A 26,996-nucleotide genomic window follows, 5' to 3' on the forward strand; every position below is an offset into this window, starting at 1 on the left:
CAGTCAATTCAGCGGCCCCAATCTGCAGCGGCCCAATCTGCGCGTTAGCGAAAGCGCTCAGTGTACTTCTTGTCGGAAAACCCCACGCCCGCTTCACCCTGGGCATCCACGGCGACGGGCCTGCGCACCAGCGCAGGGTACTCCGCAATCAGAGCCAGCCACTGCGCGTCCGTGCCGGGATTTTTGCGCGCCTGCGGTAAATTGCGCCAGGTCATGGACGCGCGGTTTACCAGCTTCTCCCAGCCGCCGAGCTGTTCGGCCCAGTCGCGCAGGACATTTGGATCGACAGGCGACTCGCGGTAATCCACGAAATCGTAGCCCACTTTGTGCTCGTCCAGCCACTGCATCGCCTTGATGCAGGTGCTGCATTTCTTGAGACCGTAAAGAACAAGCGTACTCATGATGATGTTTCCTTGCTGACACGCCGCCACTGCATGCGGTTGGCGACAACGACAAAAATACCGACCACCAGGATGAACAACGTGGCCAGCGCGTTGATTTCAGGCTTCAGACCGAGACGCACGCGCGAAAATACCTCGAGCGGCAACGTGGTGTATCCAGGGCCCGACAGGAAGGAGGCGATCACCACATCGTCCAGAGACAAGGTAAAAGCCAGCAGCCAGGCCGCCATGAGTGCAGGCGCAATGAGCGGCAAAGTGACATGAAAAAATACGCGAACCGGTGTGGCGCCGAGATCCAGGGCTGCCTCCTCGAGCGAGCGATCCAGATCGCGCAGGCGCGACTGGATGATGACCGCCACATATGCCATGCACAACGTGGTGTGCCCCACCCAGATGGTGAAGATGCCATTGCCCTCCGGCCAGCCGGTAAGATTGCCCAGCTCCACGAACATCAGCAACAATGAAATGCCAAGCACCACCTCAGGCATGACCAGCGGCGCGCTCAGCATGCCGATATACAGGCCGAAAGCGCGAAAGCGCCCCATTCTGGCCAGTACGTAGCCGGCCCAGGTGCCCACGATGACGGCTGCCGTGGCGGTGAGCGCTGCGATGATGAGCGACAGACGGGCCGCGCTCAGCAGGGCCTGGTCGTCCAGAAGCGCCCGGTACCATTTGAGCGAAAAGCCGCTCCAGGAGGTCATGAGCGAGGAGTCATTGAACGAGAAAGCCATCAGGCAGATAATGGGGATATACAGGAAGGCATAGCCTGCCACGAGCGTGCATGCGCGTAGCCATGCATTGGGCCGGGTCATCGTTCTCCCCTTCGCCGCGCTTCGAATTCGCGCACCTGGTTGTACTGGAATATGACCAGCGGCACCAGCAGCAGCATGACCATCACGCACGTGACCGCCGCCGCCATCGGCCAGTCGGCGTTGTTGAAGAATTCATTCCACATCACCCGGCCCATCATCAGCGTGTTGGCGCCACCCAGCATTTCGGGGATGACATACTCGCCAACGGTGGGAATGAATACCAGCATGGCGCCGGCGATGACACCTGGCATGGACAGCGGCAGCGTCACACGCAGAAAAGCGGTGATGGGACGCGCGCCGAGATCGTAGGCGGCCTCGAGCAGGCGCATATCCATCTTCACAAGATTGGCGTAAAGAGGCAGGATGAAGAATGGCAGATAGGCATAGACCAGGCCGATGTACACAGCCAGATCGGTGCGGTAGATTTCCAGCGGCGCGTCGATGATGCCAACCCACAGCAGCAGATTGTTCAGAAGCCCGTCGTTGCGCAGTATGCCCACCCAGGCATACACGCGCAGCAGCAGAGAGGTCCAGAACGGCAGGATGACGCCCAGCAGCAATATGTTGCGCACCGACGGCCGCGAACGCGCAATGTAATAGGCCATGGGGTAGCCCAGTAGCGCACACCATACCGTGGTGACGGCTGCCATCTTGACCGAATTCAGGTAAGTGGCAATGTACAGACTGTCGCTGAACAGCAGTGCATAGCCTCGCAGGCTCAGCGCCAGTGTCAGCGTCTCCTCCTTGAGTTCGGCCAACGGCGTATAAGGCGGAATACCGAAGCGCAAATCGGCAAAGCTGATCTTCAGTACCAGCAGGAAAGGCAGAAGCAGGAACAGCGCGAGCCATAGAAACGGCGGCCCTATGGTCAGCCAGCGCCGCGAAGGCGAAAGGCGCCACGCGATGCGCTTCATGATGGCAGCACCGTCGCGCTGTCGCTGGACCAGGAAACGTAAACCTCCTCATCGACGCCAGGCGCCTCTGATTGCACAAGCACCTGGCTGGGTACGTTGGCTTCGATGGTCTGGCCCGCATCCAGCCGCACCTGGTAGCGTACAAAAGCACCCATCCACGCCACATGCGTCACCATGCCATGGCCCCAGTTCGAGGCGGCATCCGGCTGCTGGCGCAGAACCCGGACATGTTCCGGCCGCACCGATACGTGCACAGCCATGCCCAGCGGTTCGCTGATGCCATGGTTGACATACAAGGGCCTGGCGAGACTGTCGCTTTCTATCAGGACATGGTCGGGCTCATCGACCGTAATGACGCCAGCGAACAAATTGGTCGAACCGATGAAACCCGCCACGAAACGGGTGCTGGGGAAGGCATAGACATCGTGTGGCGTGCCGCACTGTACGATCTGCCCTTCGGACATGACCGCCAGGCGATCCGCCATGGTCATTGCTTCTTCCTGGTCGTGCGTCACCATGATGCAGGTGACACCCACCTGCTCGAGAATCTTGACCAGCTCAATCTGGGTCTTTTGCCGTATCTGCTTGTCGAGTGCGGACATAGGCTCGTCAAGCAGCAACAGCTTGGGCCGCTTCACCAGGCTGCGCGCCAGGGCAACGCGCTGCTGCTGGCCGCCAGACAACTGGTGCGGCTTGCGCCGGGAATAACCCGCCAGTTGGACGAGATCGAGCGCCTCGAAGACACGCTCGTGGATCTCATTGCGCGGCACACCTTCCTGGCGCAACCCAAACGCCACATTGGCCTCCACCGTCATGTGCGGAAACAGCGCGTAGGATTGGAACATCATGTTCACCGGTCGCCGGTAGGGAGGCAGTCCCGTGATGTCCTCGCCGTCCAGGTAGATGCGGCCCGCGGTGACCTCCTCGAAACCGGCAAGCATGCGCAGCAGCGTTGACTTGCCGCAGCCTGAACTGCCCAGCAGCGCAAACAGCTCATGTCTGCGTACGGCGAGATTGACCGCACGCACCGCCACAGTATCGCCAAACAGCTTGTCCACATCCTCTATGCATACAAATGCATCGGCGTCGCCGGCCCACGGCACGGACTGGGTGTGCAGCGCCCCCATGGCCTCATCGCCCCGATTTCAGCTCGGCCCACATCCGAGTCTGCAGCCGCAGCACTTTCAGCGGCTGGGGCTTGAGGACATACAGTGTCTTCGAAACATCGGCAGGCGGATAAATCATGGGATTGTCGGCAACCTCCTTGATTACATACTTGCGCGCTTCCTTGTTGGCATTGGGATAGAACATGGTGTTGGTGATAGCCGCATGCACCTGTGGCGTCTCGATGTAGTTGATGAAGGCATGCGCTTCGTCGACATGGGCCGCGTCCCTTGGAATGGCCATGGTGTCGAACCACACGGGTGCGCCGCCCTCGGGTATATAGTAGTCAATCTTGTAGGATTTACCGGCCTCTCTGGCGCGGTGCGCGGCGATCATGACATCGCCCGAGAATCCGTAGACCATGCAAAGGTCGCCGGCTGCAAGCTCGTCGATGTATCCGGAGGAACTGAACTGGCGGATATAGGGCCGTATGGTCTTTAGCAGCGCAAGCGCCTGCTTGTAGTCCTCCGGATTGCTGCTGTTGGGATCCTTGCCCAGGTAATGCAGCACGGCCGGAAACACCTGCGCTGCCTCGTCCAGCACCGAAATACCACATGCCTGAAGCTTGCTGGCGTTCTCGGGCTTGAACAGGATATCCCAACTGCCAAGATCAGCGCCCTGACCGAGAATGTCTCGAACCCGGGTGACATTGAAGCCCAACCCATTGGTGCCGTATCCCCACGGAACCAGATATTGATTGCCCGGGTCGACGGCCGCTACGACGTTCATGATGTCCTGGTCCAGGTATTTCCAGTTTGGGATCTTGGACTTGTCTAGCTTCTGGAATAGGCCGCCCTGAATCTGGCGGGCGGCATAATGGGTGGAAGGGACAACAACATCGTAGCCCGACTTGCCTGTGAGCAGTTTGGCCTGCAAGGTATCGTTGCTATCGTAGACATCGTAGCGAACCGTGATGCCTGTTTCCTTTTCGAAACCGGACAGCGTGTCAGGAGCCGTGTATTCGGCCCAATTATAGACATTGACGACTTTTTCCTGCGCCCAGCCCGCTGGCGCGGCAAGCGCAAGTATGGCGCCCGCCGCAAGGGCCTTCACCATGCTCATGTCCATCATAGCCTTCCCTCCCCGACAATATGGAATCTGAAAGGCGAGATGATAAAGCCTTTTCGGCTACAGGTGTCCTCGGGCATGCGCGAGGGCATCGTAGGCCCGGCTCAGCCCTTCCCACCAGACCAGGCCCGGCTCCCCTGCCACCTTCACCAAGGAACGGCGCAACCGCAGTAGATTGGCGCGCCGCCGCTCCTCCGACAGCAACGGACGCACGGTGCTTTTGTCAAAGTCGATCAGCCATACCTTGTCATGGTCGTCGAACAGAATGTTGTAGGCATTCAAGTCCGCGTGCCACACTCCCTGTTCGTGCATGGCATGGATGGCCGCCGCCACGTCAGCGTGGTGATCGGGCTCCAGGGACTGCGCCAGTGTCCTGGCGCCAGCAATGCGCTGCACCAGTATGGCGGCGGTGTAGCTTGCCGCCGAACGCCAGTAGGCGGCAGCCAGGGGACGAGGCACGGCCAGGCCGTGCCGGTACAGAAAATGCAAAAGATCGAACTCCGCAAATGAGCGGGTGGCCTCCTCTCCTCCCCATATATAGCGATCCCTGCTCAGCTTCGCCATCAACCCTCCGCGCCTGTAGCGGCGCAATACCCCATCGCCAAACGTGCCATGTACGAACCACGCGGCGTTTCGCCCTCCTTCGGCCACCGGCGCCGCCGACAGCGCCTCGTGCGCCGGATCGAAAAGATACGCCCCGGGCTCGGTCACGATTTGCGCATCGTAGCGCATACTGCCTCGGGGAAAGGCCAGATCTCGCACCTGCAGGACTGTATTCATCAGGACTCTCTCAAAGACACCAAGGGTGGGGTGCGCAGAACACCGGCCAATGCCACGGCTCCGCCCATCCATGCAATCAAGACGCCAGCTGCCACGCCGGCTGCCCAGGGCCACCAGGACAGGGCCAAGGAAAAGTCGAATACCTCGCTGGCCAGCAGCAGCGCGGTCGCAACGGCGCCTGCCGCAGCCATGAGGCCGGCCATGGTGCCCAGCAATGCCAATTCCACCCGCAGCATGATGGAAAGCTGGCGCCGACTGGCCCCCAGGGCACGCAACAGAGCTGCCTCGTGCATGCGCTCGTCCCGCGTGGCCAGCAACGCTGCCCCCAGCACCAGGAGCCCCGCCGCCAGCGTAAACAAAAACAGCAACTGCACCGCCTGTATGGATTGATCCAGCACGCGTCTCACCTGGTTCAAAATGGCGCCCACATCGAATACGGTGAGATTGGGATACTGCTGCACCAGCATGCGCGCCAAGCCAGGACTGGCGGGCGGCAGGCGGAAGGCGGTGATATAACTGGCCGGCGTGTCGCGCAGCGCCGCCGGGCTGGCCACGGCGAAGAAATTGGCTTGGAAGGAATCCCAGTCCACCTCGCGCAGACCGCTGATGCGCACATCGATCAGGTCGCCGGCCACGTCGAAGCGCAGGCTATCGCCCACTTTGAGCTGGAGCGTTTCCGCAAGCCCGTTCTCGATGGAGACTTCCGCTGCGTCCGGATCGAGCCAGCGGCCGGCCGTCATAACATTGCCTTCAGGCAGCGTATTGGAATACGACAGGTTGAAATCGCGTTGTATCATGCGCCGCGCGCGCGCATCCTGGTAGTCGCCGGCGCGCGCCGGGCGGCCGTTGATGGCAACCAGCCGTCCCCGCACCATGGGCCACAATCGCGGATCGGGCACACCCGCCCGTGCAAGACTGTCGCTGACCTGCCTGACCTGATCAGGCTGAATGTTGATCAGGAACGTATCGGGTGCCTGCTCGGGCACCGTCTCCTGCCAGCCTTGCAGTAAATCAGTCCGCATGATGGCCAGCAGCAGGATGATCATCAGGCCGGCGGACAGCGCGCACACCTGCACGATAGTCAGCGCCCTGCGCCGCGCAAGCCCGGCCAGCGCCAGGCGGAAAGGCGCAAGGCGACCCTCGCCATGGCGCATCGAACTCACCGCGGCGAGGAGCAGCCATGCGGCGAATGCCGACACACCCAGGGCGGCAAGAAAACCTCCGGTGACGATGACAGCCAATGCAGGTCTTCCCGATACGACGAATGCCAGCAAGATCAGAACCGCCGTACCCGCCAGCACGCCGCGGCCGGGCGCGACATCCCGTCCGCCGCTGCGTAAAATACGCCCTGGCGCGATGCGGCGCAGCGCAGCCAGAGGCGGCAAGGCAAAGCCCAGCAACAACAGCAGACCAGTCGCCATGCCCAGCAGCGCCGGGCGCGGCGACGGTGGCGGCAGCGGCGCATCGAACCAGCCAGCCACGATCAGGACCAGCCCCTGATGTGCGAGATAGCCCAGCGCCACGCCGGCAAGCGAGGCAAGGAGCCCCAGCACTGCGAATGCGACGCACAGCATGCGGCTCAGCCACGGCCCGCTCGCGCCCATGCAACGCATCACCGCCACGCCGTCTTGGTGCCGTACGGCGTAGCGGCGGGCCGCAAGGGCCACGGCAACGCCGGCAATCATGACCGTCAGCACGGCAACCAGTGACAGAAACTGCCGGGCACGGTCAAATGTGCGGCGCATGCCCGACCCGCTGCTCTCCATATCGACAATCCGCTGGCCGGGTTCCAGTCGCGGAACAAGCCAAGTGCGATAGGCTTGAATCGCCTTCGGTTCGCCTGCCGCGAGCAGGTAATGCGTAACGCGGCTGCCGGATCCCAGCAAGCCGGCATCGGCCAGTTCATCCATGCGCATCATGACGCGCGGCGCCATGTTGATAAAACGCATGCCGCGATCTGGCTCGTAGGCCAGCACCCCGGCTATGCGCAGCGACAGATTGCCGACGGAAAGGGCATCGCCCACGCGCGCACCCAGCATGGCCAAAACCTGCTCATCGACCCACACGGCTCCGGTTGGCGGACCATCCGCAAGGCTGCGGGCCGGCCCGCCAGGCTCACTGGCCACCAGCACGCTGCCGCGCAGGGGATAATCAGGCGTCACCGCCTTGAGCGCAGCCAACTGCATGGCCTGGCCGTGGCCGACCATGGAAGGAAACTCCACCGTGCGCGCCACACTCAGGCCCCGCTCAAGGGCCTGCGAGGCCATCGCCTTGGGTATCGTGGCGCCCGAACGAAGCACCAGATCGCCGCCCACCAATTGAGCGGAATCGCGTTCCAGGGCGCCGCCCAGTCGGTCGGCCAGAAATCCAACGCTGGCCACGCATGCCACAGCCAGAACAACGGCCAGCGCCAGTAGCCGCAACTCACCCGAGCGCCAGTCGCGACGCAAGGCGCGCAGACCGGGAAGTAAAAAGCGGGCGAGGTGGGATGCGGTAGAGTTCACACGCTGACAAGCAGTAGCACCATAATGACCACCAGCATACACGCGAACAGCAGTTTGAGCCTGGGCTCAGGCAAGGCATACGCCAGGCGCACGCCATAGGGCACGAAGAATATGCTGCCTATCGCCAAGGGCACGCCGAGCAGCCAGTCCGCCTCGCCATGGGCGGCATAGGTGAACAAGGCCACGAATATGCCCGGCGTGATCATTGTCAGCGCAACCGCCTGCGCGCCCGTCTGGCTGAGCCTGAAGAAGGTGGTGAGTATGGGCACCGTGATCACCGAACCGCCCACACCGAATATCCCACCGGTAATTCCAGCCAGCATGCCCAGCAGCACAAACCATCCCTTGTGAAATGCCGAGGCCTCGCGGCGGGGTTTTTGGGGACGACCCGGCCGGCTGCCACGCAGGCTCTGATGAAAATAAAAAACGGCGATAAGCAGCACAAAGAGCGCGTAGATATTGCGCAGCATGGCGGGATCCAGTCCCAGCGCCACGCGCGCGCCCACCCAGGTGAACACAATGGAGCCCGCAGCGCCCGCCGCCGCGGAATGGAAATCGATGTGCGCGTTCTGATTGTACTTGCGTATGGTCTGCAGCACCGCGGGAAGCACCATGATAAGCGCGGTGCCCTGTGCCAGCTGCTGATCCATGCCAAGCACTAATCCGAGCAGCGGAATGGCCAGCAGCCCGCCGCCTATGCCCAGCACGCCGCCCGTAAAACCAATCAGGGCGCCCGATGCCAAGGCGCCCAGAACCAACCAGTACCACTCCATTTTTTGTTCCTGCCAGTTGACTGCAAATAGGGTTTAATCCAGATCGCGAAGACGCGCTATGGCGGCATCGATGCGGTCGACTGCGATGATGTCCAGCCCCTCGATGGGCTGCCGCGGCGCATTGGCCTTGGGTATGAGGGCGCGGCCGAAACCCAGTTTGGCGGCTTCGCGCAGGCGCTCCTGACCACGCGGAGCGGGACGTATTTCTCCTGCCAGCCCCACTTCGCCAAAGACAACCAGCCCGCGCGGCAGCGCCCGATTGCCAAGCGAGGACATGATGGCAAGCAGCACAGGCAGATCTGCCGCCGGTTCGGTGATCTTCACACCGCCCACGGCATTCACGAAGACATCCTGGTCGTAGGTAACGACGCCCGCGTGGCGGTGCAACACCGCCAACAACATCGCCAGTCTCGTGCTTTCCAGACCAACAGTCAGACGGCGCGGATTCGGCGCGTTGGCCGAATCGACCAGCGCCTGTATCTCGACCAGCAGGGGCCGCGTGCCCTCCTGTGTAGCCATAACGCAGGACCCGGGCACATTCTGTTCATGCTGCGAAAGAAACAGCGCCGAGGGATTGGACACCCCGCGCAACCCACGGTCGGTCATGGCGAATACGCCCAGCTCGTTGACGGCGCCAAAGCGGTTCTTGAAAGCACGCACCAGCCGGAAGGCCGAGTGTGTGTCACCTTCGAAATACAGCACAGTATCGACGATATGCTCCAGCACGCGCGGCCCGGCCAGTGTGCCGTCCTTGGTGACGTGGCCTATGAGCACAATGGCGGTTCCGGTCTGCTTGGCCAGCCGGGTCAGCTGGGCCGCGCATTCGCGCACCTGCGACACTGAACCCGGCGCCGCGCTCAGCTCACTGGAATAAAGCGTCTGGATGGAGTCTATGACGGCAATGCTGGGTTTTTGCTCCATCAGCGCCGCAGTAATGGTCTCGAGCCGGATTTCCGCCAGCAGGTCGACGCCCGCCGTCTGCAGTTCAAGCCGCCTTGCCCGCAGCGCCACCTGCTCTGCCGATTCCTCGCCCGTGACATAAAGCACTTTCACTGCCTTGGACAACGACACCAGCGCCTGCAGCAGCAGCGTGGACTTGCCTATGCCCGGATCACCGCCGATGAGAACCACGGCTCCCGATACCAGGCCGCCGCCCAGCACACGGTCGAATTCGGCAATGCCTGTAGGCTGGCGCGGCAGCTCACGGGCTTCGATTTCGGCCAGGCTGCGCACCGGGCTGGCCCCCGCCAGCGGCGCATAGCGGTGTGCGGGTGCAGCACTCTCCCGGGCTTCTTGCAGCGTATTCCATGCCCCGCAATGCGGACACTTGCCTTCCCACTTGGGGCAAACACCCGCACACTCGCTGCATACAAACAGAGTTTTGACTTTGGCCATGCCGCAGTTTAACCGCTGGGCCGTGCATCCCGGCGTGACGGGATACCCATTACGCGTGCCCGCACGCGTCAGGCCCGCCCTGCTAGGCTTCCGCCCCCGTCCACGCCAAGCACCTGCCCGGTGATATAGCTCGCAGCGTCGCCCAGCAAAAATGTGACCGCCGCTGCCACATCGGCCGGCGCGCCAAAGCGGCCCATGGGTATGGACGCCAGTGCGGACCTTTCTGCATCACTGCCAGCCGGATGGTTGACCCTGAATAGCTCTGTTTCGACCGGCCCCGGCGACACAGCATTAACGGTGACGCCGTAGGGAGCCAGCTCCAGCGCCCAGGTGCGCGTCAGGCCTATGAGGGCGCTCTTTGCGGCCGAATAGCTGCTGCGATTGATGCCGCCATGCGTGACACGGCTGCAGATATTGACGATACGACCCTCATGGCGGGCCTTCATGGCGGGCACAAATGCCTGCGTGACTTGCAGGGCCGCCCGCACGTTAAGGTCCAGCACCTGGTAAAGCGATGCCAGATCAACCTCGCCCAGAGGCTGGGGATTGACCAGGCCAACATTGTTGACGATGCCGTCCACGGGATATTTTTCCCGTATGACCCTAAGCATGTCCTCCGTTTCGCCCGCGTTGGACAGATCGCAGGCATACAGATAGCCCGGGAAATCGATGTCCTGCGCATTGCGGGCCAGGCCCACCACATGGCAGCCCAGATCGGCCAGATGGCGGCTTACGGCCCAGCCTATGCCCTTGGTCGCTCCGGTGACGAGTACGCATTTGTCTTTCATTGGGTGTCCTCGGTAGAGATGATGGTGCGCGGTACGCGCGGCGCCACCGCACATAGCAGCTCGTATCCTATGGTACCCGCGGCCGCGGCCACTTCGTCGACCGACGGGCCGCCCTCGCCCCAGAGCACCACCGTCGATCCAACGCGAGCCTGGGGGACGGCGTCGAGATCCACCGCCAGCATATCCATGGAAACGCGGCCAACCGTCACGGTGCGCACGCCGTCCACCGTGATCGGTGTGCCCGACACGGCGTGTCGCGGGTAGCCGTCGGCATAGCCGCAGGCCACCACACCGATGCGCATGGGTGCAGGCGCATGGAAAATATGCCCATAACCCACACCGGTGCCCGCCGGGATGTCTCGTACGCTGATAAGCGATGCACTGAGCGTCATGGCCGGCCTCAAGCCCAGCGCGTGCGCCGACCGCTGCGCGAAGGGAGAAGCACCGTACAGGCAGATGCCGGGCCTAACCCAATGGCTGGCTCGAGCGGCCATTGGCGTCTTGTCCTCCCTGGTGGGGCCGCCGCCGGAGTCCGTGCCGGCAGCGGCGCCCGCCTTCGCCCACAGGCCAGGCGTAAGCGTGCCGGCCGAATTGCATACGCTGATCGGGCCTGGCAGGCCCTGCGTGATCTGGTTGAAGACATCAAGCTGCGCCTGCGTGACGTCAGCGTCATCGTCTGCGCGAGCGAAATGGGTCATTTTGCCGAGCCTGCCCAGAATGCCCGCCTGCTGTGCCCGCAAAGCGCGCTCGAATGCGCTACGGTAGCTGGCTGGCGTGAAGCCGAGCCGGCTCATGCCGGTGTCCAGCTTGATGAAGGCATCGATGGGACGGCGCGGGTGCGCGCCGCGCTCAAGCATCTCCAACTGCTCGCTGCAGTGAATGGTGGTGTGAAGACGGTATTCGTCGAGGACGGCCACATCGGCGGCCTGAAAATGCCCTTCCAGCAACAGAATGGGGCCCGCCCAGCCGAGCTCGCGGCATTGCACGGCTTCCTCGAGATCCAGCATGGCCAGGCCGTCGGCGCCAGCGAAAGCCGAAACAGCGGATTCGATTCCATGCCCATAGGCTCTCGCCTTGATGACAGCCCAGACGCGAGGCTGCATACCCTGCCGCGCCTGAAGCTGTGACTGAACGACTTTCAGATTGTGACTCAGCGACGCCGGACGGATCGTGGCTGAAATAGGACGCGGCATACTTTCCTCTACTTTACCCGGATAGCGCAGTCTAAACCTTCGCGCCCGTGAACGGTAGCCCATGGCAGGCCTTATACTTCGCGCCTATGGCTGTTGATCATTATGAAAACTTTCCGGTCGCCTCGATGCTGCTGCCCCGGCGCCTGCGCCCCGCGGTGCATGCCATCTATCGGTTTGCCCGCAGCGCCGATGATATCGCCGACGAGGGCGATGCGCCTGCGCACGAGCGCCTGCGCCGCTTGACAGACTATCGCCGCGCGCTGGCGCAAGTGGCCAGCGGCACCGACCGCTGGCCGCCGGGCGACCCGCTTGGGGCGGTTTTCCAACCCCTGAGCCTCGCCATACAGCACCATGATCTTCCGCTGCAGCCTTTCGAGGACCTGCTCTCCGCCTTCGAGCAGGATGTTTCCACCACCCGCTATGGCAGCCAGGCAGACTTGCTGGATTATTGCCGCCGGTCGGCCAACCCGGTCGGTCGCCTGATGCTGCATCTGTACCGTGCCGCCGACCAGGACAATCTGCTGCTGTCCGATGCCATCTGCACAGGTCTGCAATTGGTCAATTTCTGGCAGGATGCGGCCGTGGACTGGCGCAAAGGGCGCATCTATATTCCTCAGGAGTCGATGTCCCGGCACGGCGTGGACGAACTTTACATTGCGCGGCGCATCAGTCTGGCAGACGGCATGGCGCGGGCGGCGCCCGGCGACCCCATCGCGGATACCACGTGGGCCGCCCTCATGGCAGAGCAGGCTGCCTGGGCGCAAGGCCTGCTGCTGGCGGGCCTGCCTCTCGCCAGCCGTTTGCGCGGACGCATCGGACTGGAGCTGAAACTGGTGGTGCTGGGTGGCCTGCGTATCCTCGAACGGCTGAACCATTTACACTATGACATATTCCTGCAGCGGCCCACACTCGCCCGACGCGACTGGGCGCTGCTGTGCTGGCGGGCGCTGCGCTAGAACCAAACCACAGGCCGGCCACCCGCCTCCAATCACAAGTCCCGCATGAATCCCGACGAATATTGCCAGAACAAGGCCGCCCAGAGCGGTTCCAGTTTTTATTACAGCTTCCTGTTCCTGCCGCCCGAAAGACGCAGGGCCATCACAGCGCTCTATGCCTTTTGCCGCGAGGTGGATGACGTCGTCGACGAGGTCACCGAACCCTCCGTGGCGCGCATGAAGCTGGCGTGGTGGCGCACGCAGGTCGAAGCCCTGCGCGGCGGCCAGGCCGAGCACCCCGTCATGCAGGCACTTGCACCGCATGTGCAGGCCTTCGGCCTGGACGAAGACAAGCTGCTGGCCGTCATCGACGGCATGGAAATGGATCTGGACCAGGCCCGCTATATGGACTGGGATGCGCTGCGCACCTACTGTTGGCATGCCGCCAGCGTGGTGGGCGAGCTGTCGGCCAGTATTTTCGGCTATACCCGGGAAGAAACCATGGTCTTTGCAGACAAGCTGGGCCTGGCATTCCAACTGACCAATATACTGCGCGATGTTGGCGACGACGCCCGTCGCGGCCGCATCTACCTGCCCGTCGAGGATATGGAAAAGTACAACGTGCCGGCATCGGATATTCTCCAGCGCCAGCACTCCGACCGATTCGAGGCGCTGATGCGTTTCGAAGCGCAGCGCGCGCGCCAGCACTACCGCGAAGCCATGCAGGCCCTGCCCGATGTGGACCGACGGGCGCAGCGCCCTGGTCTCATGATGGCTGCCATCTACCACACGCTGCTGGATGAAATCGAAAGGGAGAACTGGCGGGTACTGGATCAGCGCATCGCCCTGACCCCCATACGCAAGTTCTGGCTGGCCTGGAAAACCTGGGTGGGCGGCGGCGCGGGCGTCGTAAAGCGCCTGAGCCGCCCATGATCTGCATGCGCAACCCCGCCGCCACTGCGAACCGATGCCAGGCAACGGGTTTTGAGCCGGCCCGGCGCCGCCCGCAGGAACGGTGTTCATGAGGGTTGGCGTAGTAGGCGCAGGCTGGGCCGGGCTGAGCGCGGCATGGGCATTGCACCGGCGAGGCCACTGCGTACATGTGTTCGAATCGGGACGCACCCCTGGCGGGCGCGCGCGGGGGCTGTGGTCTTCTGCGCTGAACCGCCGTCTGGACAATGGCCAACATGTCCTGCTGGGAGGCTATACCGAAACACTCGCACAGATGCGCGAGCTGGGCCTGAACCCAGACCAGCAATTCAACCGCCTCCCCCTATCGCTGCACAGCGCCGACGGCAGCTTCAGCCTACGCGCGCCATCGCTGCCCGCCCCCATGCATCTGCTGACAGCCTTGCTCGGCGCGAAGGGACTGTCCTGGCCCGAAAAATGGCGGCTGACACGGCAGATTGCCACGCTGCGCGCCAGAGGCTGGCGCGTGCGGGAAGGGCTTTCCGTGGAGCACTGGCTTGTCCAGGGCCATCAAACGGAAAACTCGCGCCGCGTGTTTTGGAATCCGTTGTGCCTGGCGGCGCTCAACACACCTGCCGCCGCCGCCTGCGCACAACTGTTCGCCAATGTGCTGCGCGACAGCTTGGGCGGCCCGCGCCAAGCCAGTGACATACTCATTCCCGATGTGGATCTCACCGCATTGTGGCCGGCACATGCCGTGGCCGCGCTTACGCGGTGCGACGCGCATCCGCGGGCATGCGGGGAAAATAGCGTGGCGTTCGGACGCACCATACGGCGACTGGCCATCGACGGAAACCGAGTGATGCTGGATGACATGCCGTACGATGCCGCCGTCGTTGCAACACCACCCGTATCCGCCCGCCGGCTACTCCGGACGCTGCCGCAAAACACCGCATCGGCCCGCTACGACGACATGCTGGCCGCCTTTGCCTATATGCCCATAGCAACCATCACATTCAAGTTCACACACCCCTGGGCCTTGCCCCACCGCATGCTGCTGCTGCACGACCACCCTGGTGCGAACGCGCATGGGCAGTGGCTGTTCAGCCGAGGCGATCTCGCCCACGTCGTCGTGAGCGACGCCCGCGCCATGGCGGATGAAGCACAGCAGAGTATGGTGGCCGGCGTGCTGCGCCAACTGCGCGAACAGGCGGGTGGCCGCTGGCCCCTGCCCGATGTCAGCGGATATCATGTCATCGTCGAAAAACGCGCCACATTCGCCGCAGTCCCCGGCCTGAAGCGCCCCACCAACGCCACGGCCTGGCCGAATGTGTGGGTTGCGGGCGACTGGACGGATACCGGCTATCCAGCCGTCCTGGAAGGCGCCGTGCGCAGCGGCCGGCGCGCGGCGGCCATGGCCGGGGCCGCGCAAGAGACCCGGCGGATTTGAATCAGGCCGCGCTTGAGACGTGCTGCTGAATATATGCGCGCACCGCGTCCACATCGTGCTCCATGACCGTGACCCGCTGCGGCAGGGCCGACAGCGACGCAAGCTCCGGCGGCAGCGGCACGGAACGGCCCAAGGCCTCTTCGATGGTTGCGCCGAACTTGGCCGGCAGCGCGGTTTCGAGAACAAGCATGGGTACGCCATCCTCGACATGCGCAGCTGCCACCTTTACGCCGTCGGCCGTGTGCGGATCAATGAGCACGCCGCAGTCGCGATGGATGCGGCGAATGGTTTCAAGACGGTCGCCATGGCTGCTCGCACCCGCCACGAATCCGTATCGGCTCTCAAACTGATCGCGCAGGCTGCTGAGATCGAACTGACCGGTGCGCGACAAGGTGTCCCAGCAAGCGCTTACGCGTGCGGCATCGCGCCCCAGCAGATCAAACACAAAGCGCTCGAAATTGGATGCGCGCGAAATATCCATGGATGGGCTGGAGGTAGCCCGCGTCTGCTCGGCCGAACGCGGGCGGTAGATGCCCGTGCGGAAGAACTCTTCGAGCACGTTGTTTTCGTTCGTGGCCAACACCAGGCGCCGAATGGGCAGTCCCATTTCCCTGGCAAAGTGTCCGGCAAGAATATTGCCGAAGTTCCCTGAAGGAACGGCAAAGGAAACCTGCTGCCCTGGCGCCGATGTTGCCCGCAGCCAGCCCCAGAAGTAGTAGACGATCTGCGCCGCGATGCGGGCCCAGTTGATGGAGTTGACCGCACCGATGCGATAGCGGCTCTTGAAGTCGAGATCGCCCGCCAGTGCCTTGACGATGTCCTGGCAGTCGTCGAATACGCCCTTGATGGCAATATTGTGTATGTTCTCATCCTGCAGCGTGTACATCTGTGCACGCTGAAAGTCGCTCATGCGGCCGTGAGGCGACAGCATGAAGACCGCAATACCGCGCTTGCCGCGCAAGGCATGCTCGGCAGCCGAGCCGGTGTCTCCCGACGTGGCGCCAAGAATATTCAGGCTGGTGCCGCGTCGTTTGAGCACATACTCGAAAACCTGGCCCAGAAACTGCATGGCCATGTCTTTGAAGGCGAGCGTGGGGCCCTGCGACAACCCTAGCAAAGACATGCCGCCGTCCAGCGGCTTGAGAGGAACCATATCAATGCCGAAGACCTCTGGCCTGTATGCCGCGTGCACAAGCTCATCAAGGTCGCCGCGCGGAATGTCGTCAATGAACAAGGCCAGGACGCGCGCCGCCAACTCCGCATATGACAGCGAGCGCCAGGAAGCCAGGGTTTCGGCGTCGACGACGGGGATGCGCTCGGGGATGGCGAGGCCGCCATCGGTGGCCAGGCCTTCGAGCAGGATGTCCGAGAATGGCTGCGGCTTCATGCCGCCGCGGGTCGAAAGATAATGCATGCTGTCTAATCCGGCGGATCCGGCGCCCTATGGCGGGCATGCCGGCAATGATCAGGAAAGGTTCTCCACGCGCAGTCGGGTGACGTCGGAGTGAACGAAGGGAAGCCCCACGATGCGCTGCAGCGCACTGTCGATATCGCCCTCACGAGCCTGATGCGTAAGGAAAATGATATCGGCCTCGGTATCGCCATGGGGCTCCTGGAACATGGAACCAATGGAAATGCCGACATCGGCGAGAATGCGCGCCACGTCAGCCAGCACCCCGGGCCTGTCCTGAACCCGCAGGCGCAGATAGTACGACGACAGCACGTCGGCCATGGGCAGGACAGGCGTGTCGTCCATGGCGTCCGGCTGAAATGCCAGCGGCGGCACCTGATGGCCCGGATCAGCCGCCTGCAGGCGGGTGACATCGACCAGATCGGCGACCACCGCCGACGCCGTCGGCAAGGCGCCCGCGCCTTGACCGTAATAGAGCGTCGGACCAACTGCGTCACCCTGGACGAGTACGGCATTCATGGCGCCCTGCACGCTGGCGAGCATGTTTTCCGCAGGCACCAGCGTCGGATGGACCCGCAGCTCTATGCCCTCGGGCCGGCGGCGTGTTATGCCAAGCAGTTTCACGCGGTAGCCCAAGCGCTCCGCGTGAGCCAGATCCTCCTGGGCGAGACGCGCGATGCCCTCTGTGTAGGCCTTGTCGAACTGCACGGGTATGCCGAAGGCGAGCGATGCAAGCAACGTCAGCTTGTGCGCGGCATCTATGCCCTCGACGTCGAAGGTCGGATCGGCTTCGGCATAACCGAGGCGCTGCGCCTCGGCCAGCGCCTCCGTGAAAGGCTCGCCGCGGGCGCGCATTTCTGAAAGAATGAAGTTCGTCGTGCCGTTGATGATGCCGGCCAGCCATTGGATGCGATTGGCGGCCAGCCCTTCACGAATGGCCTTGACGATGGGAATGCCGCCGGCAACCGCGGCCTCGAAGGCCACCATGACGCCCTTGGCCTGCGCCGCCGCAAAAATCTCGTTGCCGTATTCGGCGAGCAGTGCCTTGTTGGCTGTGACGACATGCTTGCCATGCGCGATTGCCTGCATGATCCAGTCGCGTGCCAGGCTATGGCCACCCATGAGTTCGACCACAATATCGATGTCCGGATGCGTGGCCACCTGGGCGCCATCCTGGACCACCAGAATGTCGTCGCCCACCAGACGGCGCGCTTTTTCAATGTCGCGCACCGCCACCGCGGCAACCTCGATGCGCCGTCCGGCGCGCCTGGCGATTTCCTCGGCGTTCTGATTCAACACTTTCCAGGTGCCGCCACCGACGACACCAAGACCCAGCAGTCCTACCTTGATTGGATGCGCACTCATTTTCCGACACCATCCTTGCGGAACATTTCCTTGATGCCACGCACCGCCTGGCGCGTGCGCTGCTCATTTTCGATCAGGGCAAACCGCACGTATTCGTCGCCGTAGTCGCCAAAGCCGATGCCGGGCGAGACGGCAACCTTGGCATCGGCCAGCACCCGCTTGGAAAACTCGAGCGAGCCGAGTTGCTGATAGGCCTCGGGAATGCGAGCCCAGATATACATGGATGCCTTGGGGATATCCACCATCCATCCTGCCTCGTGCAGGCCTTTGGCCAGCACGTCGCGGCGGCGTTGGTACTGAGCCACCACCTCGGTGACGCAGTCCTGTGGCCCCTCGAGGGCGGCGATGGAGGCGACCTGGATGGGCGTGAACATGCCGTAGTCATGATAGCTCTTGATACGCGCCAGCGCATTGACAAGCTCCCGGTTGCCGACCATGAAACCCACCCGCCAGCCCGCCATGTTATAGCTTTTGCTCATGGTGAAGAACTCGACTGCCACGTCGCGCGCGCCGGGCACCTGCATGATGGATGGCGCGACATAGCCATCAAAGGTGATGTCGGCATAGGCCAGGTCGTGCACCACCAGAATACCGTGCTCGCGCGCAAGCTCGATGATGCGCTCGAAAAAGGACAGGTCTACGCACTGGGCGGTGGGATTGCTGGGAAAGCCCAGAATCATCATCTTTGGCTTGGGAATGGCTTCCCGGACCGCGCGCTCGATTTCCTCGAAGAAATCGAGCCCTGGCGTCATGGGCAGAGAGCGAATGTTTGCGCCAGCGATGACCGCGCCATAGATGTGTATGGGATAGCTTGGATTGGGTACAAGCACGGTATCGCCGCGATCGAGCGTAGCCAGCATAAGGTGGGCCAGGCCTTCCTTGGAGCCGATGGTGACTATGGCGTTGGAATCGGGATCGATGTCCACGCCATAGCGGCGGCCATACCAGCCCGATATGGCCTTGCGCAAACGGGGAATGCCCTTGGAAACCGAATATCCGTGCGTATTGGGCCGCGCCGCCGCCTCGCAAAGCTTGTCCACGATATGCTTGGGCGTGGGTCCGTCCGGGTTGCCCATGGACATATCGATGATGTCTTCCCCACGGCGCCGCGCGGCCATCTTGAGTTCGCCGGTAATATTGAATACATAGGGCGGCAGGCGCTCGATGCGCGGAAAGGTGGTCATGATCTTCCTTGGGATGGGAAAAAGTGGCGTGGGGACCGGTGAATCAGCTAGTTTAATCCATCCAAAAAAAACTGGAAAATGCCATTGGACCGCATGTGTTTGCGCTATGATCGAATTGAATCGGAGCAATCTGTGCAATTACAAAGTGAATCCAATCCCGCCCTGAACACCGTAACCGCGTACGGGGAAGGCTATATCGAAATCAACCGGGTGTCCTACGCACATCCCGTGTATTTTGCCCCCGAAGGCGAGATCCATACGTGGCAGGTGCAGGCCGCCGCCGAAATAACGGCCGATGCCTTGCGTACGCTCACGGGCCTGAACGATGCGCGCCCCGATCCCATGGCTTTTCTCAACGGCGCGGATGGCGCCGGAAAGCCGGATGATGCGCCCGAGGTGGTCATTATCGGCACTGGCGGTCGGCAGCACCTGCTTCCCGCCCACGTCATCGCGCCGCTGCTGCGCGTGGGCATAGGCATCGAGGCCATGAGCACGGAAGCCGCGGCCCGCACCTACAACATCTTGATGTCCGAAGGGCGCCGCGTTCTCGTCGCCCTGTTGCCCAATCAGGAGACTGCATGACTCAGATCGCCACAGGAAAAACCGTACCGGCCTTTACCGCCGCCAGCACCCAGGGGGAAATCTCGCTGGACAGCCTGCGCGGACACCGCGCGGTGCTGTATTTCTATCCCAAAGACAACACGCCGGGCTGCACGACAGAAGCCCAGGATTTTCGCGACCAGTACCAGCATTTCGTCGATGCGGGTTGCCAGATCATCGGCGTGTCGCGCGACTCGCTCAAATCCCACGCCGGCTTCACTGACAAGCAGAGCCTGCCCTTCCCGCTCATATCCGACGACGCCGAGGCGCTATGCGAGCTGTTCGGCGTCATGAAGCTCAAGAATATGTACGGCAAACGAGTGCGTGGCATTGAACGCAGCACGTTCCTCATCGGCGCCGACGGCGTGCTACTGCGCGAATGGCGCGGCGTGCGCGTGCCGGGTCATGTGGACGCCGTTCTCCAGGCCGTGCGCGACGCTGCCTAGGCGATCGCCGCCTTCCGTCACACAGACATCTTTCAGCCAGCCCAGGAGCGCCTACTCTATGCCGTTGCCCAAGTTGCCGACCCGCATGGGTACCGTGGTTTCCACCGCCACGTCCGACAACGACACACCCGCCACCGTACGCAAGCGCCCGACAGGCCCCGTGGCGGGCAGGCCAGAGACCGGCGCGCCGGCCCGCGCATCATCAACTAGCCCCGAGCCCCGTTCCGGCAAGCAAGGTGCCCTGCTGACGCCGCCGCCCGAGCCGCCGCCCGCCCTGCGCGTTGTGTCGCCCAAGCCGGCGCGCAAGGCGCGCCTGGCAGTTGCCAAGCGCAAGCTGTTCGTGCTCGACACCAATGTGCTGCTGCACGACTCCAACTCGCTGTTCAAGTTCGAGGAACACGACATCTTCCTGCCCATGATGGTGCTTGAAGAACTGGATCACCAGAAAAAAGGCATGTCCGAGGTCGCGCGCAACGCCCGCCAGGTCAGCCGCTTTCTGGATGGGCTCATCGAAGGCAGTACCTCGCTCGACGAAGGCGTGGAGCTCGACGCACTGGGCAATCAGGAAGCGCTGGGCAAACTGCAGTTCCAGACCACGCTGCTGCAATCCAAGCTGCCTGTGGAACTGCCCATGGGCAAGGCGGACAACGCCATCCTCATGGTGGTGCATGCACTGCAGGCGCGCTATGCCAAGCGCCAGGTCATTCTGGTGTCCAAGGACATCAACATGCGGCTCAAGGCCCGCTCCCTTGGCCTGCGCGCGGAAGACTACCTGAATGACCACGTCCTGGATGATTCCGATCTCCTTTACGACGGCGTCATGCCGCTGCCGGAAAACTTCTGGACCAAGCATGGCAAGGATGTCGAATCGTGGCAGCAGGGCGGCACCACCTACTATCGCATCAAGGGCCCTCTTTGCTCGGAATTCATCGTCAACGAGTTCGTGTACTTCGATGGCGAGATGCCGATGCAGGCGCAGGTCAAGGAGGTGAGCGGCCGCAGCGCGGTTCTGGCCACGCTGCGCGACTACAGCCACGGCAAGAACAATGTGTGGGGCATCACCGCGCGCAACCGCGAGCAGAACTTCGCACTCAATCTGCTGATGAATCCAGAATGCGACTTCGTCTCCCTGCTCGGCCAGGCAGGCACGGGCAAGACGCTGCTCGCGCTGGCCAGCGGCCTGACCCAGACGCTGGAGACCAAGCGCTACAACGAAATCATCATCACGCGCGCCACTGTGCCTGTAGGCGACGACATCGGCTTCCTGCCGGGCACCGAAGAAGAGAAAATGCTGCCCTGGATGGGCGCGTTGGAGGACAATCTTGAAGTGCTGCACTTGGGCGCGGGCGGCGGCGATGCCGGCGCTGGCCAGGACTGGTCCAAGAATTCCACCATGGAAATCATTCGTTCACGCATCAAGGTCAAGTCGCTCAATTTCATGCGCGGCCGCACCTTCCTGAACAAGTTCCTCATTATCGACGAAGCCCAGAACCTGACGCCCAAGCAAATGAAGACGCTGGTCACGCGGGCGGGACCGGGTACCAAGATAGTCTGCCTCGGCAACATTGCCCAAATCGACACCCCCTATCTTACCGAAGGCAGTTCGGGCCTCACCTATGTGGTGGATCGCTTCAAGGGCTGGCCCCACGCCGGCCACATCACGCTGCAACGCGGCGAGCGTTCGCGCCTGGCCGATTACGCCAGCGAGGCGCTGTAGCCGCAATGAGCACGCTGTCCGCGCTTCCGGTCGGATTCACCATGGGCGATGCGGCGGGCATAGGGCCCGAAATCATCGCCAAGACATTCGCTGGCGGCCTGACCGGTCCGGCGGTGGTGTATGGCGACGCTGGCGTGATGTCCGCCACACTGGCCAGGCTGGGCATGGGCGACGCGCTCCAGGTACGCATCGTGAGCGCGCCGGCACTGGTCAAAGGCGAGGATGGAATTATCCCCGTCCTGAACCGCTGGCAAGCCTTGTCCGACATCGTGCCTGGCCGCGCCAGCGCCCAGGCGGGAAGGGGCGCATACGAGTATCTGTGCCACGCCATGGACGACGCGATGTCCGGCGAACTGCGCGCCATCGTTACCGCGCCGCTTAATAAAAAAACCATGCAGGCTGGCGGCGCCGATTATCCCGGCCACACCGAGATCCTCGCTGAACGCAGCGGCACCAAGCACTATGCCATGATGCTCGCCAATCACGAGCTGCGGGTGATCCTGGTCACGATTCATGTGGCGCTGGCCGATGTGCCCGCGCTCGTCACCCTCGACACCGAATTACAGACCATACGCCTTGCGCATCGCGCATGCCGCCAAGCGGGCGTGGCCCATCCGCGCATCGCCGTCGCCGGCCTGAACCCGCATGCGGGCGAGGAAGGCCGCTTCGGGCTCGAGGAGGCGGAAATCATCGCGCCCGCCGTGCGACTGGCCCGGGAGGAAGGCCTGGACGCGAGCGGGCCGTGGCCCGGCGATACCGTATTCATGCGGGCGCGGCGCGGCGAATTCGACATCGTCGTGGCGCAATACCACGACCAGGGCCTTATTCCGGTAAAATACTTGGGCTTGGACGCCGGGGTCAATGTCACAGTCGGCCTGCCGTTTGTGCGTACCAGCGTAGACCATGGCACCGCCTTCGACATCGCCGGCTTGGGCGTCGCCGACCCTTCATCGCTGCGCGCCGCCTATGACCTGGCCCTTGCCATGACTGTCGGCACGACGCCCACCTGAATACCAACCATACCGCCTATCCGATTTATCACCGCAGCGCCTTCGCGCATCGCCTATCCGGATACGGCTCCCGCGCATTTCATGACCTCCCGCTTCAACATAGACCCCTTCGTTCTCCGGCTTCTTGCCGCCATAGCACTTGCCAGCCTGTTTCCGGCGCATGGCGTCGGCGTGCCCATCTTTGGCTGGGCAACCAATCTGGCCATCGCCCTGCTTTTTTTCCTGCACGGCGCGCGGTTGTCCCGAGAGGCTGTGGTGGCGGGCATGTCGCACTGGCGCCTGCACCTGAGCATTCTGTCCGTCACATTTGTCGTCTTCCCGGTGCTCGGGCTGGTGCTGGGGCTGCTGGCCGCGCCGCTGCTTACGCCCGATCTCTACACCGGCGTCGTTTTTCTGTGCTGCTTGCCTGGTACGGTGCAGTCCGCTATTGCCTTCACCTCCATCGCACGCGGCAATGTCCCGGCGGCCATATGCAGCGCTTCCGCATCCACACTGTTGGGTGTCTTCCTCACGCCCCTGCTGGTAGGCTTGATACTGGCAGGCGCGGGCAGTGCGGCGGGCGGGCTATCACTGGATGCCATCGGCAAGATCATGCTGCAATTGCTGGTGCCCTTTGTGCTGGGTCAAGCGGCCCGCCCCTGGATAGGCGGATGGGCGGTGCGCAACAAACGTGCACTGAAGGTGGTCGATCAGGGATCGATTCTGCTGGTGGTCTACACCGCCTTCTCCAATGCGGTCACCGCCGGCCTGTGGCAGCATACGCCATTGAGCGCGCTGGCCAGCCTGGCGGGCCTGTCGGCGATACTGCTCGCGCTGGTCATGGCGGTGGCACTCGGCATGGGCCGCATTTTTGGTTTTTCGGCGCCTGACCGCATCACACTGCTGTTTTGCGGGTCCAAGAAAAGCCTCAGCTCGGGCATCCCCATCGCAAACATCCTGTTCGCCGGACATGCCGTGGGCGCCATCGTTCTGCCGATTATGATTTTCCACCAGATACAGCTTTTCGTCTGCGCCCTCATCGCCGGGCGCTATGCCCGCCGCCCCGAAGGGCCAGCCTCCCGCGCGCTCAATCCATCGCGGACGTGAAATTCAGGAAGCGGGTGCTGCTGCCTTGGAAGGTCAAGCGCACCGTGCCTATCGGGCCATTGCGCTGCTTGCCGATGATGATCTCCGCCGTGCCTTTGTCGGGGGAGTCGGGGTTATAGACTTCGTCGCGATAAATGAACAGAATCAGGTCGGCATCCTGCTCGATGGCGCCTGATTCGCGCAGATCGCTCATGACGGGCCGCTTGTTGGGCCGCTGCTCAAGGCTTCGGTTAAGCTGAGACAGCGCGATCAGCGGGCAATTCAACTCCTTGGCAAGGCCCTTGAGCGAGCGGCTGATTTCCGATATTTCCGTGGCGCGGTTCTCGCCCGTGGAACTGGCGGACATGAGCTGCATATAGTCGATGATAATCAGCCCCAGTTGCCCACACTGCCGCGCCAGGCGCCGAGCCCGTGCGCGCACCTCCATGGAAGTGAGCGCAGGCGTTTCATCTATGTATATCTGCGCCTCCTGCACGCGCTGCACGGCATGGGTCAGCCGTGGCCAATCCTCGTTGGTGAGCTTGCCCGTCCGCATGCGATGCTGGTCCAGCATCCCCACAGACCCAACCATGCGCATGGCCAGCTGCACTGCGCCCATTTCCATCGAAAACACCGCCACGGGCAGGCCCTGTTCGATTGCCACATGTTCTCCGATATTCATGGAAAACGACGTCTTCCCCATGGAAGGGCGTCCGGCGACAATCACCAGATCGCCCGGCTGCAGGCCCGAAGTCATGCGATCCAGATCGTTGAAACCCGTGGGCACGCCGGTAATATCGGAATCGCCCTCGCGGTGATAAAGCTCGTCTATGCGTTCGACAACCTGACTGAGCAACGGTTGGATGTCCTGGAAACCCGTGGTGCCACGCGCGCCCTCTTGGGCAATCTGGAATACCCGCGACTCCGCCTGGTCCAGCAGCTCGCGCGCCTCCTTGCCCTGCGGATTGAAGGCAGCCGCCGAAATTTCATCCGCCACGGAAACCAGCTTGCGCAGCATGGATCTTTCACGCACGATCTCCGCATAGCGCCTGATATTCGCTGCAGAGGGTGTATTGTGCGCGAGTGCATTGAGATAGGCGAGCCCGCCGGCGTCCTCGGCCTTGCCGGCGCTGGTCAGCGATTCATTCACCGTCACGACATCGGCGGGGCGCGCCAGCTCGATCAGCCTGGCTATATGCTGCCAGATGAGCTTGTGATCGTAGCGATAGAAATCATCGTCATGCAGCACCTCGGCGACCCGATCGAAAGCGGCGTTGTCCAGCAGCAGTCCGCCCAGCACCGACTGCTCCGCCTCCACGGAGTGCGGCGGCACGCGTAAATAGTCGAGTTGCGGTTCGCTGTTGAAAGTCTTGCTGTCCAAGTGAGGCTCCGGAGTCAGGCCAGTCTAAATGAAAAAAGCCGGCATGCGCCGGCTTTTGCACTGCGGGGCGCCGGGTACATTCAGGAATGAATGTACCATGCGCGGGCAATTGCGCTCAGGCCATTTCGCCTTGCACAAGCACGTTGATGTCGGCCACGACATCCGCGTGCAGCGCCAGTTGGACGGGAAACTCGCCCACAGCCTTGAGCGGACCGCTCGGCAGGCGCACCTGGGCTTTCTCGACAGAGTCAAAACCTTGCTGTTGCAGGGCTTGCGCAATGTCGCCATTGGTCACGGAACCGAACAAACGACCGTCCACGCCAGCTTTCTGGGAGATGGTGATGGTCTGGCCCGACAGCTTTTCCCCCACCGCCTGGGCGGCAGCCAGCCGTTCGGCCTGGCGCTTTTCGAGCTCGGCGCGGCGCGCTTCAAATTCTTTCAAGGCGGCGTCGGTGGCACGGCGTGCGATTTTCTGAGGAATGAGGTAATTGCGGGCATAGCCGTCGCGTACGCGCACGACGTCGCCAAGATTGCCCAGGTTTACGACTTTTTCGAGCAGAATGACTTGCATGACGTAGCCTCGGATTATTTGTGGTTATCGGTGTAGGGCAACAGGGCCAGGAAGCGCGCACGCTTGATTGCCGTGTCGAGCTGACGCTGGTAGTGCGCCTTGGTGCCGGTCAGGCGGGCAGGAATGATCTTGCCGTTTTCCTGAATGAAATCGCGCAGGGTGTCCAGATCCTTGTAGTCGATTTCCTCGACGCCAGCCGCGGTGAAGCGGCAGAACTTGCGGCGCTTGAAGAGCGGATTCTGATGCCCGAACTTGCGTTTTTCCTTGCCTTTCTTGAAGTAAGCCATGATGTGCCTCTTAAGTTCCCGGGGCGCGGCCCCGGGTCGTGTATGTTGTGTGCGCCGGCATTCGAGTTCGCCTGCGCCTGGTAGTGATGGAACCTAGACGACTGTCGTGGCTCCGCCTGGATAAGCCCGATCGGCCTGCTGTATGTGCAGCACCAGCTTGGTGGAACCCTTGCGCACCGGGGCCAGAAAACCCTCGATCGCCAGTGTTGCGCCCAGCGGCGTGTCTGACAGCAGCAACGCGACGTCTCCGAGCGCCACGGCGGAAATGCTCAATTCGATGCGCCGGCTATGCCCGGCTTCGATGACTTCCGATTCATGGGCCAGCAGCATTTCCACTGCTGGCAAGCCCGCTGGCGTATACCTGAGAGGATGAACCTCCAGGGCGACAGCCTCGAGCCTGACCCGGTTCACGCGCGACCGCGCGGCCTAGCGCGCCTGGGCCGGTGCTGCGGCCTCGGCATTCGCCTTGCGTGCCTCTTCGCGCTCGACAGACTTCATCATGACCGAAGGCTCGGTCTGCACTTTCTTGGTTTTGACAACCAGATGGCGCAGGATGGCGTCGTTGTAGCGGAATGAATGCTCCAGATCGTCGAGAACAGCCTGGCTGCACTCGATATTCATGCAGACATAATGGGCTTTGACGAGCTTCTGGATGGGATAGGCCAGCTGGCGGCGGCCCCAATCTTCCAGGCGATGTACCTGGCCACCATTGCTGGTGACAGTGGATTGATAGCGCTCGATCATGGCGGGCACTTGCTCGCTTTGATCGGGATGCACAATGAACACTACTTCGTAGTGACGCATGGAACACTCCTTGTGGATGTCTTGCGCCGCCGCGTAAGCGGCACAAGGGTCAGCCCGCCCGTAAGGGCA

Annotated in this window: 27 protein-coding genes; 8 read left to right on the plus strand and 19 right to left on the minus strand. The window is 62.6% G+C overall.

Annotated features, from left to right (window positions below):
* Positions 1 to 44: 44 nt before the first annotated feature.
* The 11 genes from ERD78_RS15070 to alr form a co-directional block, all read right to left on the minus strand.
* A complete protein-coding gene (locus ERD78_RS15070; protein ID WP_129970168.1) occupies positions 45 to 401 on the minus strand; it encodes a Spx/MgsR family RNA polymerase-binding regulatory protein in 357 nt (118 codons plus the stop codon).
* A complete protein-coding gene (locus ERD78_RS15075) occupies positions 398 to 1,213 on the minus strand; it encodes an ABC transporter permease subunit (RefSeq protein WP_129970169.1) in 816 nt (271 codons plus the stop codon). Before ERD78_RS15075 ends, ERD78_RS15070 begins: the two co-directional genes overlap by 4 nt.
* Positions 1,210 to 2,127 (minus strand): ABC transporter permease subunit, encoded by a 918-nt coding sequence (locus ERD78_RS15080; RefSeq protein WP_129970170.1) that lies wholly within the window; start codon positions 2,125 to 2,127, stop codon positions 1,210 to 1,212. The genes ERD78_RS15075 and ERD78_RS15080 overlap by 4 nt, the downstream gene beginning before the upstream one ends.
* On the minus strand, positions 2,124 to 3,254 hold the full coding sequence (locus tag ERD78_RS15085) for an ABC transporter ATP-binding protein (RefSeq protein WP_129970171.1): 1,131 nt from the start codon (positions 3,252 to 3,254) through the stop codon (positions 2,124 to 2,126). The genes ERD78_RS15080 and ERD78_RS15085 overlap by 4 nt, the downstream gene beginning before the upstream one ends.
* 4 nt (positions 3,255 to 3,258) lie before the next feature.
* Positions 3,259 to 4,359 carry a polyamine ABC transporter substrate-binding protein gene (locus tag ERD78_RS15090; RefSeq protein ID WP_371734619.1) on the minus strand — a complete coding sequence of 367 codons (1,101 nt, stop codon included), beginning with the start codon at positions 4,357 to 4,359 and terminating at the stop codon, positions 3,259 to 3,261.
* 60 nt (positions 4,360 to 4,419) lie between these two features.
* The gene (locus tag ERD78_RS15095) at positions 4,420 to 5,139 is read right to left on the minus strand and encodes a 3-deoxy-D-manno-octulosonic acid kinase (protein WP_129970173.1); all 720 of its coding nucleotides are present in this window, start codon (positions 5,137 to 5,139) and stop codon (positions 4,420 to 4,422) included.
* Positions 5,139 to 7,643: an ABC transporter permease gene (locus tag ERD78_RS15100; protein WP_129970174.1), complete on the minus strand. Its 2,505-nt coding sequence runs from the start codon at positions 7,641 to 7,643 to the stop codon at positions 5,139 to 5,141. The genes ERD78_RS15095 and ERD78_RS15100 overlap by 1 nt, the downstream gene beginning before the upstream one ends.
* Positions 7,640 to 8,416, minus strand: a complete 777-nt coding sequence (locus ERD78_RS15105) for a sulfite exporter TauE/SafE family protein (RefSeq protein ID WP_129970175.1) — start codon at positions 8,414 to 8,416, stop codon at positions 7,640 to 7,642. Before ERD78_RS15105 ends, ERD78_RS15100 begins: the two co-directional genes overlap by 4 nt.
* 33 nt (positions 8,417 to 8,449) lie before the next feature.
* Positions 8,450 to 9,811 (minus strand): DNA repair protein RadA, encoded by a 1,362-nt coding sequence (radA, locus tag ERD78_RS15110; RefSeq protein WP_129970176.1) that lies wholly within the window; start codon positions 9,809 to 9,811, stop codon positions 8,450 to 8,452.
* 68 nt (positions 9,812 to 9,879) lie between these two features.
* Positions 9,880 to 10,599 (minus strand): SDR family oxidoreductase, encoded by a 720-nt coding sequence (locus tag ERD78_RS15115; protein ID WP_129970177.1) that lies wholly within the window; start codon positions 10,597 to 10,599, stop codon positions 9,880 to 9,882.
* A complete protein-coding gene (gene alr, locus ERD78_RS15120; RefSeq protein ID WP_129970178.1) occupies positions 10,596 to 11,792 on the minus strand; it encodes an alanine racemase in 1,197 nt (398 codons plus the stop codon). The genes ERD78_RS15115 and alr overlap by 4 nt, the downstream gene beginning before the upstream one ends.
* A gap of 86 nt (positions 11,793 to 11,878) precedes the next feature.
* Between alr and hpnC the strand changes: the two genes are divergently transcribed.
* The 3 genes from hpnC to hpnE all read left to right on the plus strand — a co-directional run bounded on the left by hpnC (position 11,879) and on the right by hpnE (position 15,086).
* Complete coding sequence (gene hpnC / locus ERD78_RS15125; RefSeq protein WP_129970179.1) at positions 11,879 to 12,748, plus strand: squalene synthase HpnC; 870 nt, start codon at positions 11,879 to 11,881, stop codon at positions 12,746 to 12,748.
* A 45-nt stretch (positions 12,749 to 12,793) separates the two neighbouring features.
* Positions 12,794 to 13,660 (plus strand): presqualene diphosphate synthase HpnD, encoded by an 867-nt coding sequence (gene hpnD / locus ERD78_RS15130; protein WP_129970180.1) that lies wholly within the window; start codon positions 12,794 to 12,796, stop codon positions 13,658 to 13,660.
* Positions 13,661 to 13,748: 88 nt separating this feature from the next.
* Positions 13,749 to 15,086 carry a hydroxysqualene dehydroxylase HpnE gene (gene hpnE / locus ERD78_RS15135; RefSeq protein WP_129970181.1) on the plus strand — a complete coding sequence of 446 codons (1,338 nt, stop codon included), beginning with the start codon at positions 13,749 to 13,751 and terminating at the stop codon, positions 15,084 to 15,086.
* A 1-nt stretch (position 15,087) separates the two neighbouring features.
* On the opposite strand, the gene thrC is transcribed toward hpnE, so the two are convergent.
* From thrC to alaC, 3 genes are read right to left on the minus strand one after another with little or no spacing between them, the layout of a single operon-like run.
* Positions 15,088 to 16,500 carry a threonine synthase gene (gene thrC, locus ERD78_RS15140; protein WP_129970182.1) on the minus strand — a complete coding sequence of 471 codons (1,413 nt, stop codon included), beginning with the start codon at positions 16,498 to 16,500 and terminating at the stop codon, positions 15,088 to 15,090.
* Between the two features lie 51 nt (positions 16,501 to 16,551).
* Complete coding sequence (locus ERD78_RS15145) at positions 16,552 to 17,862, minus strand: homoserine dehydrogenase (protein ID WP_129970183.1); 1,311 nt, start codon at positions 17,860 to 17,862, stop codon at positions 16,552 to 16,554.
* Positions 17,859 to 19,046: an alanine transaminase gene (alaC, locus tag ERD78_RS15150; protein WP_129970184.1), complete on the minus strand. Its 1,188-nt coding sequence runs from the start codon at positions 19,044 to 19,046 to the stop codon at positions 17,859 to 17,861. The genes ERD78_RS15145 and alaC overlap by 4 nt, the downstream gene beginning before the upstream one ends.
* A 132-nt stretch (positions 19,047 to 19,178) precedes the next feature.
* Between alaC and ERD78_RS15155 the strand changes: the two genes are divergently transcribed.
* From ERD78_RS15155 to ERD78_RS15175, 5 genes are all read left to right on the plus strand, one after another.
* Positions 19,179 to 19,628, plus strand: a complete 450-nt coding sequence (locus tag ERD78_RS15155; protein ID WP_129970185.1) for an Mth938-like domain-containing protein — start codon at positions 19,179 to 19,181, stop codon at positions 19,626 to 19,628.
* Positions 19,625 to 20,092, plus strand: a complete 468-nt coding sequence (locus tag ERD78_RS15160) for a peroxiredoxin (RefSeq protein WP_129970186.1) — start codon at positions 19,625 to 19,627, stop codon at positions 20,090 to 20,092. The genes ERD78_RS15155 and ERD78_RS15160 overlap by 4 nt, the downstream gene beginning before the upstream one ends.
* 58 nt (positions 20,093 to 20,150) lie before the next feature.
* Positions 20,151 to 21,809: a PhoH family protein gene (locus tag ERD78_RS15165; RefSeq protein WP_129970187.1), complete on the plus strand. Its 1,659-nt coding sequence runs from the start codon at positions 20,151 to 20,153 to the stop codon at positions 21,807 to 21,809.
* A 5-nt stretch (positions 21,810 to 21,814) separates the two neighbouring features.
* A complete protein-coding gene (gene pdxA, locus ERD78_RS15170; RefSeq protein ID WP_129970188.1) occupies positions 21,815 to 22,819 on the plus strand; it encodes a 4-hydroxythreonine-4-phosphate dehydrogenase PdxA in 1,005 nt (334 codons plus the stop codon).
* A gap of 81 nt (positions 22,820 to 22,900) precedes the next feature.
* Positions 22,901 to 23,905 (plus strand): bile acid:sodium symporter family protein, encoded by a 1,005-nt coding sequence (locus ERD78_RS15175; RefSeq protein ID WP_129970189.1) that lies wholly within the window; start codon positions 22,901 to 22,903, stop codon positions 23,903 to 23,905.
* Here ERD78_RS15175 and ERD78_RS15180 read toward each other — a convergent pair.
* From ERD78_RS15180 to rpsF, 5 genes are all read right to left on the minus strand, one after another.
* Positions 23,886 to 25,265, minus strand: coding sequence for a replicative DNA helicase (locus tag ERD78_RS15180; protein WP_129970190.1), 1,380 nt, complete (start codon positions 25,263 to 25,265; stop codon positions 23,886 to 23,888). The genes ERD78_RS15175 and ERD78_RS15180 overlap by 20 nt on opposite strands.
* 115 nt (positions 25,266 to 25,380) lie before the next feature.
* Entirely contained in the window at positions 25,381 to 25,836 is a 456-nt protein-coding gene (rplI, locus tag ERD78_RS15185; RefSeq protein WP_129970191.1) for a 50S ribosomal protein L9, read from the minus strand.
* A 14-nt stretch (positions 25,837 to 25,850) separates the two neighbouring features.
* On the minus strand, positions 25,851 to 26,123 hold the full coding sequence (rpsR, locus tag ERD78_RS15190; protein WP_129970192.1) for a 30S ribosomal protein S18: 273 nt from the start codon (positions 26,121 to 26,123) through the stop codon (positions 25,851 to 25,853).
* A 93-nt stretch (positions 26,124 to 26,216) separates the two neighbouring features.
* The gene (gene priB / locus ERD78_RS15195; RefSeq protein WP_129970193.1) at positions 26,217 to 26,534 is read right to left on the minus strand and encodes a primosomal replication protein N; all 318 of its coding nucleotides are present in this window, start codon (positions 26,532 to 26,534) and stop codon (positions 26,217 to 26,219) included.
* Positions 26,535 to 26,549: 15 nt separating this feature from the next.
* Entirely contained in the window at positions 26,550 to 26,927 is a 378-nt protein-coding gene (gene rpsF / locus ERD78_RS15200; RefSeq protein ID WP_129970194.1) for a 30S ribosomal protein S6, read from the minus strand.
* Between the last annotated feature and the right edge of the window lie 69 nt (positions 26,928 to 26,996).

This window comes from Allopusillimonas soli, from assembly GCF_004153445.1.
Classification (GTDB): Bacteria; Pseudomonadota; Gammaproteobacteria; order Burkholderiales; family Burkholderiaceae_B; genus Allopusillimonas; species Allopusillimonas soli.